General features: G+C 59.2%; 5 protein-coding genes. 3 read left to right on the forward strand and 2 right to left on the reverse strand.

Translation table 11 applies throughout. The annotated features are described in order from the left end of the window. Positions 1 to 55 precede the first annotated feature (55 nt). Together ABSB13_RS09665 and ABSB13_RS09670 are read right to left on the reverse strand one after the other, a co-directional pair. The gene (locus tag ABSB13_RS09665; RefSeq protein WP_428107717.1) at positions 56 to 484 is read right to left on the reverse strand and encodes a helix-turn-helix domain-containing protein; all 429 of its coding nucleotides are present in this window, start codon (positions 482 to 484) and stop codon (positions 56 to 58) included. Between the two features lie 282 nt (positions 485 to 766). Further along, complete coding sequence (locus ABSB13_RS09670) at positions 767 to 1,120, reverse strand: FxLYD domain-containing protein (RefSeq protein ID WP_428107718.1); 354 nt, start codon at positions 1,118 to 1,120, stop codon at positions 767 to 769. Between the two features lie 246 nt (positions 1,121 to 1,366). Here ABSB13_RS09670 and ABSB13_RS09675 point away from each other — a divergent pair, with 246 nt between their 5' ends. The 3 genes from ABSB13_RS09675 to ABSB13_RS09685 all read left to right on the forward strand — a co-directional run bounded on the left by ABSB13_RS09675 (position 1,367) and on the right by ABSB13_RS09685 (position 5,781). After that, positions 1,367 to 2,776 carry an outer membrane beta-barrel protein gene (locus ABSB13_RS09675; RefSeq protein ID WP_428107719.1) on the forward strand — a complete coding sequence of 470 codons (1,410 nt, stop codon included), beginning with the start codon at positions 1,367 to 1,369 and terminating at the stop codon, positions 2,774 to 2,776. A 388-nt stretch (positions 2,777 to 3,164) separates the two neighbouring features. After that, positions 3,165 to 4,646, forward strand: a complete 1,482-nt coding sequence (locus tag ABSB13_RS09680) for an outer membrane beta-barrel protein (RefSeq protein ID WP_428107721.1) — start codon at positions 3,165 to 3,167, stop codon at positions 4,644 to 4,646. A gap of 121 nt (positions 4,647 to 4,767) precedes the next feature. After that, on the forward strand, positions 4,768 to 5,781 hold the full coding sequence (locus ABSB13_RS09685; protein ID WP_428107722.1) for a DUF1646 family protein: 1,014 nt from the start codon (positions 4,768 to 4,770) through the stop codon (positions 5,779 to 5,781). Positions 5,782 to 6,166: the final 385 nt, after the last annotated feature.

Genomic DNA, 6,166 nt, shown 5'->3' on the forward strand with positions numbered 1-6,166 from the left:
CGCGTCTTTAAGGAATCGGTTGCGCTGAAGCTCGAATCGGCGCCGCGGATACTCCCTATCTTCCGACTGCGTGGCGCACGGTGTTCAGGATATAGATGAAGTCGCGCGCCGAACGCACGTCGCCGAGCAACGCCACTCGCGAAAGAACTTCCATTTCATCGCCCGCGATGTTGTGAACGCGCCGCAGTTGCTCGTTGTTCTTGAAATCATCCCAGGCCGACTCGGGCGCGGACTCGGTATCGGGGCTCAGCAGTGCCTGCGCGCGAGGATTGGCGAGGAAGAATAGTTCGCGGCGATCGAGTCCGAGTACTTCCGCCAGGCGGGTTAGAATCTTGTCGGAAGGATGGCGTTTGCCTGATTCGAGGTGACCGACGTATGGCGTGGAGGTCTTGATGCGATGGGCCACTTCCTCTTGAGTCAGGTCGAGTTGCCGTCTGCGCTCACGAATGACCTGTCCGAAGCTGCGTTCCTTGGTGCGTGCCATTGATCTTATGCCCCCGGGTTGTGCCGAATTGGCGTGGTCCGTGATTTGACCGTGTACTCGTCAAAAAGGTGGTTTTTGACACTTACAGTTAGTACCATCAAAATGACTTAAAGACAAACAAACTGCCGGTGAATTCGAAAAGACGCATTCAACAGCGTTATACGTTTGCGAATTGCGTCGTTCTACAAAATGTTGAGACTTCGCGGCCTTAGGAACATCGAATGAAAAGAAGGCTTATCTTATGAATGAGAACTATTAATGCATTTCCAGGGGCGATCCCGGTTAATTTCCGTAGGGGTTCCGCCCGTGATTGAGATAGATCGAAAAATCGGCGACGCCATCGTCGGCCCGCGGCGAACTCTTGAAGTGCGCGGCAGCCCCGTGACGGAGGCCGTCCACCGAAACGACATCCTTGCCGATCGAGCGGCCGTCGCGGTCGAAATAATGGACTTCGACCTGGAGCGGGCCCGCGTCGTCGCCTGTGTTGCGGACCTCGCCTTCGACCAACACCTGGCCGCCGCTTCGCACCAGGCGAGTTTCGGTCACCTTGACCGGTTCCGTGCCGAACAAGGCGAAGAACACGTAGCCGGCGAAGCATAACGCGACGAGCAGAACGATGATCGCGCTTTTACGCATGCGGGGCACAGGTTAGCACGCGCGCGTGACAGTATCGGTCCGGGAAGTTCGCGCACAGCGCCCCTGCCTGAGGATCTCATCCGGCGCCTCGGTCGATTCAAAGTTCAGGTATTTTCTTTTTGGCATCATTCAATTATTACGCCGATATGAATCTTGAAACCAAGCCGGCCGGTTCATCACTGTAGCCCGCCAGGTGCGGGCGCAGAAAGCCGCGGCGTAAGGCCGCGCGTTTCGGAGGAGGGGAGAGTGGACGGAAGGAGAACGACCCGGGTCGCTGCCAGGCTTCACCTGATCGCCGGGGTCGCAGTGATTGGATTGCTGTGCAACGCGAATGGGTGGGCGCAAACGACGACAACGACGACGACGACCGAACACCACAAGGCGGTCCAAACAACCACCGTCGTCGCCAGCACCAGCGAGCAGCAGCGGCTCGACGCGCTGTCCGGCCAGGTGAGCAATCTGCAGAAGCAGGCCGACGACACAACCAGCGAGGTCAAGAAGATAGAGCAGGCGATCACCGTCGCGCCGCCGGCGACGGCTGACGCGAAGCCGGCCACGATCGGCGAGCACGTGGGCCTGGTCGAAAAGGATGTCAGCGACATCAAGAAAGATCTGTCGGACAACCTTGGCATCAGCGTCCACGGGCTGGTTGATGCCGGCTACGAGCATAACTTCAATCAACCGATCAACAACGTCAACGTATACCGCGCCTGGGACGAGGATGGATTTCAGCTCACGCAGGGCAATCTGCACATCGAGCGCGATGGAACGGTGGGATTCGTAACCGACATCAACTTCGGCCAGGTCGCCAACTCGATTTCCTCGGTCACGCACTACTCGAACGTGGCGCCGGTCGGAAATCAGTTCGTCGATCCGACTCAGTACTACCTGACTTACACTGCGCCGATCGGATCGGGCATCAATTTTTCAGCCGGGCGTTTCGTAACGCTGCTGGGCGCCGAAGTCATTCCGGTTTACAACAACCAGAACTACAACGAGAGCCGTGGCCTGCTCGGTACCCTGGCCGAGCCGCTGACTCATACCGGCATCCGCGCCAGCTACACGTTCAACGACTACGTAGCGGCCACGGCCGGTTTGAACAACGGCTGGGACGATCCCGCGTCGCTCAACAACGGCGGTCCCAACTACGAAGGCCGCATCGCGCTCCACAACAAGGAAAAGACGCTGAGCCTCGTGGTCAACGGCATCTGGGGGCCGAACCTGGTGGGTCCGACCGGGTTGGGCAAGTCCAATTCCAATGTTGGCGCGATCGACCCGATCGTGGCCTGGAAGCCGTCGTTCATACCCAAGCTGACGCTTGAGCTCGAATACCTGTACGGGTCCGAGTCAGGTCCCGCGATCTACGGTCACAGCGAGTCGTGGCAGGGAGTGGCGCAATACCTGGTGTACGACCTCACCCCTTCACTTCAGTCGGCGACACGCGGCGAATACCTCGAGCCCGTGTGGGAGATCACTCAAACGTTCAGCTACAAGATCCCCGAGGTGACGGGACTGATCGCACGCCTGGAATATCGGCATGACGAATCGAGCCAGAACCTGTTCACCAATAACAATTTCGTGGACCCGGCGACCGGCCAGCAGCATCTATGGCGCGGCCAGGACACGCTGGACGCCAACTTCATTTACGCCTTCTAAGGCAGGAGCGAGTCAGTGGCGCAGCGATGCGCCGGCGGCGGGTCCGAAGCAGCGGACCCGCCGCTCTTTTGTTTGGAGGTTCCCGCACCCGCCTGACGATCTCGTCCCATCCCTCGATTAATTCAACACCCGTATTGCACGGCCGTAATATTTCGGTAATATGCTCGCCAAATATGATTAACCGTGCGGCAAATGCGTCATATTTAGGCGTCACCAGTGGCTACCGCCGCTCGAAATTCCTTGTAGATACAAAGGATTTTCGGCGTCGTGAAGTTATTGCGCCGGTATGAATCTTGTAAACAGACCAGCCGGTTCATCACTGTAGCCCGCTAGGTGCGGGCGCAGAAAGCCGCGGCTGAGGGCCGCGCATTTTGGAGGGAGGAAGCGAGTGAACAGAAGGAAAACGACCCGGGTCGCTGCCAGGCTTTACCTGATTGCCGGCGTCGCAGTGATTGCACTGCTGTGCAACGCGAATGCTTGGGCAGCAGATCCATCGACCGCAGATCCAGCGACAACGACAACGACCACGACCACGAAACATCACCACCACATGGCCACCACGACCACAACCACTGTCGTCGCCAACACCAGCGAGCAGCAGCGGCTCGACGCGCTGTCTGGCCAGGTGGGCAATCTGCAGAAGCAGACCGACGACACAACCAGCGAGGTCAAAAAGATAGAGGCGGCGATGACGGTCGCGGTGCCGGCGACGGCCGGTGCGAAGCCGGCCACGATCGGCGAGCACGTGGGCCTGGTCGAAAAGGATGTCAGCGACATCAAGAAAGATCTGTCGGACAACCTTGGCATCAGCGTCCACGCGCTGGTTGATGCGGGCTACGAGCACAACTTCAATCAGCCGATCAACAACATCAATGCCATTCGCGTCTTCGACGAGGACGGATTCCAGCTCAACCAGGGCAACCTGCACATCGAGCGCGATGGAACGGTGGGATTCGTGACCGACCTCAACTTCGGCCAGGTCGCGAACACGATTTCGGCCGCCACGCGCTACTCGAATGTGGCGGGTGTTGGTAACCAATGGTTCGATCCGACGCAGTACTACCTGACCTACACGGCGCCGATCGGATCGGGAATCAGCTTCCAAGCCGGCCGTTTTGTGACGTTGTTGGGGGCGGAAACGATCAACACGTACAACAATCTGAACTACAACGAATCCAAGAGCATCATTTTCGGCTTTGGGATTCCATTCACGCACACGGGAATCCGCGCATCGTACACCTTCAACGACTACGTTGCGTTTACGGGTGGCCTCAACAACGGCTGGGACGATCCTGCCACAGCCAACAACGGCGGTCCCAACTACGAAGGCGAGTTGACAGTCAACAACAAGGACAAGACGCTGAGCCTCGCGCTCAACGGCATCTGGGGTCCGAACCTGGTGGGTCCGACCGGGTTGGGTAAGTCCGACTCGAATCTCGGCGCGGTCGATCCGGTCGCGACCTGGAAGCCGTCGTTCATCCCCAACCTGACGCTTCAGACCGAGTATCTGTATGCAAGCGAGAGCGGTCCGGTAGTCAACGGTCACGCCGCGACGTGGCAGGGACTGGCTCAGTACCTGGTGTACGACATCAACCCTTCGCTGGAGTCGGCCACCCGCGCCGAATTCTTCGACGACGAGGATGGGGCGCGAACCGGGACTGCCCAGACGTTGTGGGAAATTACCCAGACGCTGAGCTACAAGATACCCGAAGTGACGGGACTGCTTGCCAGGCTGGAGTACCGGCATGACAATTCCAGCCAGAACTATTTCTTCAACAACAATAGTCTGTACACTAACGGCGTGTTCACCGGGCAGCATCTGTGGCACGGCCAGGACACCTTGGACGCCAACTTCATCTACGCCTTCTAAGGCGGGAGTTTAACCAGTCAATCGCGCAGCGATGCGCCGGCGGCGGGTCCGAACAAGCGGACCCGCCGCTTCTTTGTTGCAAGCGATCGATGCGCGATAGTAGTTTTTCCGCTCGCACCTCATGAATCACCCATCGGCCGCCGTGATCCTTGCCCTGCTCCTGTTCGGGCCGCTCGCGATCGCGAAGATCGAGCACAATATCGAGCTCTACTGCCTCGCGCTCGGCGTGCTCGCGACCCTGTTCGGGACCGGCTTCACGCCTGAGTTGGTTTCAGAGGCGTTGCACGAGCCGGTCGCGATCAGCGTCGCCGTGATGGTCGCCGCGCTCCTGTTCGGATGGACGCGGCGCAGGCTCGACCGGGTCTTCGACCGGCTGCGCAACCAAGTATCGCGACCGGTACTGACCGCCGCGACGGTTTTTGCGATCGCATCCATCTCCAGCCTCATCACCGCGATCGTCGCCGCCCTGGTGCTGGTCGAGGTGACAGGCCTGCTTCATTTCTCCCGCGATAAGCGGGTGCGCGTGACGGTTGCGGGATGCTTCGCGATCGGCCTGGGCGCATCGCTGACGCCGCTGGGCGAGCCGCTCTCGACGCTTGCCGCGCGAGCGCTCAATCTGGGCTTCTTCGGGCTGTTCGGTTTGCTGGCGCCGTGGGTATTTCCGGGCGTGCTGGTGAGCTCGATCGTCGCGGGCGCGTTTGCCCGCGGTGAATACGACGAGGCGCCGGCGGGCGCGCACGTACGCCAATCCTACGCCGCGATTTTCGTTCAAGCGGCCAAGGTGTTTGCGTTTATCGCGGGCCTGGTGCTGATCAGCAGCGCTTACGGGCCGATTGCGAATGAGTACGTCAGCAAAATGAGCAGCGATCTTCTGTTCTGGGCCAATACCGTGTCCGCCGCGCTCGACAATGCGACCCTGGTCGCGCTCGAAGTCCACAGCATGGCCATCCCGCGCGCGCGCGAGGCGATTCTGGCGCTGCTGGTTTCGGGCGGGATGCTGATACCGGGCAATCTCCCCAACATCGTAAGTGCGGGGGCGCTCAGAATCGGGAGCGGGGCGTGGGCGAAGATTGGGGTGCCGATGGGGCTGGTCATGCTAGGCATCTATTTTGCTGTGATCAAATTGTTAGGCTGATGGGTTGAAAAAATAGAGGCTCCGATGCTGGGTCCTCCACTGAACCGCAAGTCGTTGGGCGTGCGATGCTGCTCGAATGTGCGGCAGATGCCCGTTAGACGTGCGTTGCGTTATGGAGATTTTCGTGAAAGAAAGCGTTATCGGTCGAATCGTTCGAATGAGTCTGGTGTGACGGCCGGTGGAATTCCTGATGCGTCTCATGCCATCGTGCGCAGGCGCGGACGATGCGCGCGGTTTCTATAGATCGATCAATCAACAAGTATGGGCATGCCGCCCCGTTAAGCGGCCAGGAGGGTTACGGGTTCGATGACGCCTAAACAAGTTCTGCAAATGATCAAGGATAAGGGCGTGGTGATGGTCGATGTGAAATTCATCGATCTGCTCG

Origin of the sequence: Binatus sp. (SeqCode) (assembly GCF_050013435.1) — a bacterium.
In the GTDB taxonomy this organism is placed as follows: Bacteria; Desulfobacterota; Binatia; order Binatales; family Binataceae; genus Binatus.

Excerpts from the sequence above, each read along its gene's own strand:
- ABSB13_RS09685 (WP_428107722.1), top strand. The coding sequence starts at position 4,768 with ATGAATCACCCATCGGCCGCCGTGATCCTTGCCCTGCTCCTGTTCGGG.
- ABSB13_RS09670 (WP_428107718.1), bottom strand. The coding sequence starts at position 1,120 with ATGCGTAAAAGCGCGATCATCGTTCTGCTCGTCGCGTTATGCTTCGCC.
- ABSB13_RS09665 (WP_428107717.1), bottom strand. The coding sequence starts at position 484 with ATGGCACGCACCAAGGAACGCAGCTTCGGACAGGTCATTCGTGAGCGC.